The organism is Paenisporosarcina sp. P4_E4_2 (assembly GCF_056401595.1).
In genome coordinates this window covers 1-1,875 of sequence record NZ_JBFUJC010000469.1, presented here as the reverse complement: position 1 = coordinate 1,875, position 1,875 = coordinate 1, and the positions used below count along the sequence as shown (strand labels likewise).

Genomic DNA, 1,875 nt, shown 5'->3' with positions numbered 1-1,875 from the left:
GCTTATTCAACTAACGGGTGCTTTAGTTAAACAAGACCATCATTTCGATGGTCTATTTTTACGTCCAAAACATCAAGTAAATTTCGGCAATCTATTTTGAAATGTTACACTTAAACTAACGGGGCAGGTTAGTTGAATAAAAATTATTGAAAAGAAGAATAAATATGAGAAATCCTCTTTGACATAGAACCAAAAGGTGTTATATTATCTAATATATAACCAAAAGGTTTTATTTAATAATAAAGGAGAATATAATTTTGGAAACAATACAAGATATTAAGCAGATTGTTACTTTTGAAGCACCTATACAAAAAGTGTGGGAAACGGTTTCTACTTCGGAGGGTATTGCAATTTGGTTTATGCAAAATGATTTTGAACCTAAAGTAGGACATGAATTTCATATACAATCCCCATTCGGTCCATCTCCTTGCAAAGTATTAGAAATTGATGAACCAACCAAAGTTTCTTTTTCATGGGATACAGAAGGTTGGGTGGTTACGTTTCTTTTAAAAGAGCTGGATGAGAAGACGGAGTTTACACTTATACACAGTGGTTGGAAATCCCCTGATACTGTTCTTCCAAAAGCGAACGAGAAAAATTCTATTATTCGTGACAGAATGGACAATGGCTGGGTCGGAATTGTAAATGAACGACTTCGAAAGGTTGTTGAAGGATAAATGACAGCAGCAAAGCATGATGTATTTCAAGCTATTGCTGATCCAACTAGAAGAGAGGTACTTCGATTACTTGCTAACAAGGAATTACCAATCTCAGAAATAACATCTCATTTTCCAATTAGTCGGACAGCCGTTGTAAAACATCTACTTATCCTTTCAGAAGCAAATTTAGTAAGCGGAAAAAAAGTTGGTAGGGAAAAAATTTATCAGTTGCAACCAGAACCCTTAGCAGAATTAAAACTATGGCTTTCTTATTATGAACAGTTTTGGAATAACAAATTGTCAATTCTTAAACATGTGGTTGAAAATGAAGGTGTAAATGGTTTTAAAGTAGTAAAAACAGATAGTAAATAAGGTTAATTCAGAAACCGACAATAAAATGTCGGTTTTTTTTGTTGTTCAACTAACGGCTGATTTAGTCAAAGTAGGGCAACGTTATAAGACGTTGCTCCTTTATATTTAAAAGGTACTTCTGATAATACTCTTTCCGTAAGTGAATCGAAGGTTTACGTACGGATCATCTAGTTTATTGTTCAACTAACAGGGCAGATTATGAAGCTTATTTAAGCTATAATAGTACTTACGATGATAATACACTCATCGAAGGTTTTTACTTGAGGGGATAACACAATGCGTTCATTTTTGAGAAAACAATTTATTGACGGAAGAATTAAAGCGATTGCATTTATACAATTTATTTTAGTAGCATTAGTGATTTATTATAATTTTGGTTACACCAATCCTAATTACAGAATTATATATATGGTTATAGGAGTATTCCTTTTATTATTTAGTATTGAAGAGTACATTTTGAAAAAAAGTAATTATAAATTCTGGTTAATCTTATCTGTTATTTGTGGCGGAATCGCATTAAATAATTTCTAATTTAACTAACGGGTGCTTTACTTCAATAAGGAGTGAAGCCTTTTTTCTTATTGAACTAACGAGGCTGGTTAGTGAAACTAGTAAATTTAAAAAATAACTAGTTACTCGTGATAGTTGGAGACTTTGTTTGTTCTTTAGCAAGTGATAGAAATAAAACGATTTATTTAGATTGTTGGGCTGGAAATGGWAAGTTAAAAGATTTCTATTTGATTAATGCTTTGAGTATCAAGGTGATTTTCCAGAAGATGAATATTTTATTAGCATTTTTAAATTCAACTAATTACAATCCTTATAAAATTAACGGGTGCACAGA

At 31.8% G+C, this 1,875-nt stretch carries 3 protein-coding genes; all 3 read left to right on the top strand.

All coding sequences use genetic code 11. The features are described 5' to 3' along the window. Window positions 1–257: 257 nt before the first annotated feature. The 3 genes from AC1DSB_RS18760 to AC1DSB_RS18750 all read left to right on the top strand — a co-directional run bounded on the left by AC1DSB_RS18760 (window position 258) and on the right by AC1DSB_RS18750 (window position 1,562). The gene (locus tag AC1DSB_RS18760; protein ID WP_477533035.1) at window positions 258–677 is read left to right on the top strand and encodes an SRPBCC family protein; all 420 of its coding nucleotides are present in this window, start codon (window positions 258–260) and stop codon (window positions 675–677) included. Beyond that, complete coding sequence (locus tag AC1DSB_RS18755) at window positions 678–1,031, top strand: ArsR/SmtB family transcription factor (protein WP_477533036.1); 354 nt, start codon at window positions 678–680, stop codon at window positions 1,029–1,031. Between the two features lie 276 nt (window positions 1,032–1,307). Then, a complete protein-coding gene (locus AC1DSB_RS18750) occupies window positions 1,308–1,562 on the top strand; it encodes a hypothetical protein (RefSeq protein WP_477532953.1) in 255 nt (84 codons plus the stop codon). Window positions 1,563–1,875 lie beyond the last annotated feature (313 nt).

Excerpts from the sequence above, each read along its gene's own strand:
- AC1DSB_RS18755 (WP_477533036.1), top strand. The coding sequence starts at position 678 with ATGACAGCAGCAAAGCATGATGTATTTCAAGCTATTGCTGATCCAACT.
- AC1DSB_RS18750 (WP_477532953.1), top strand. The coding sequence starts at position 1,308 with ATGCGTTCATTTTTGAGAAAACAATTTATTGACGGAAGAATTAAAGCG.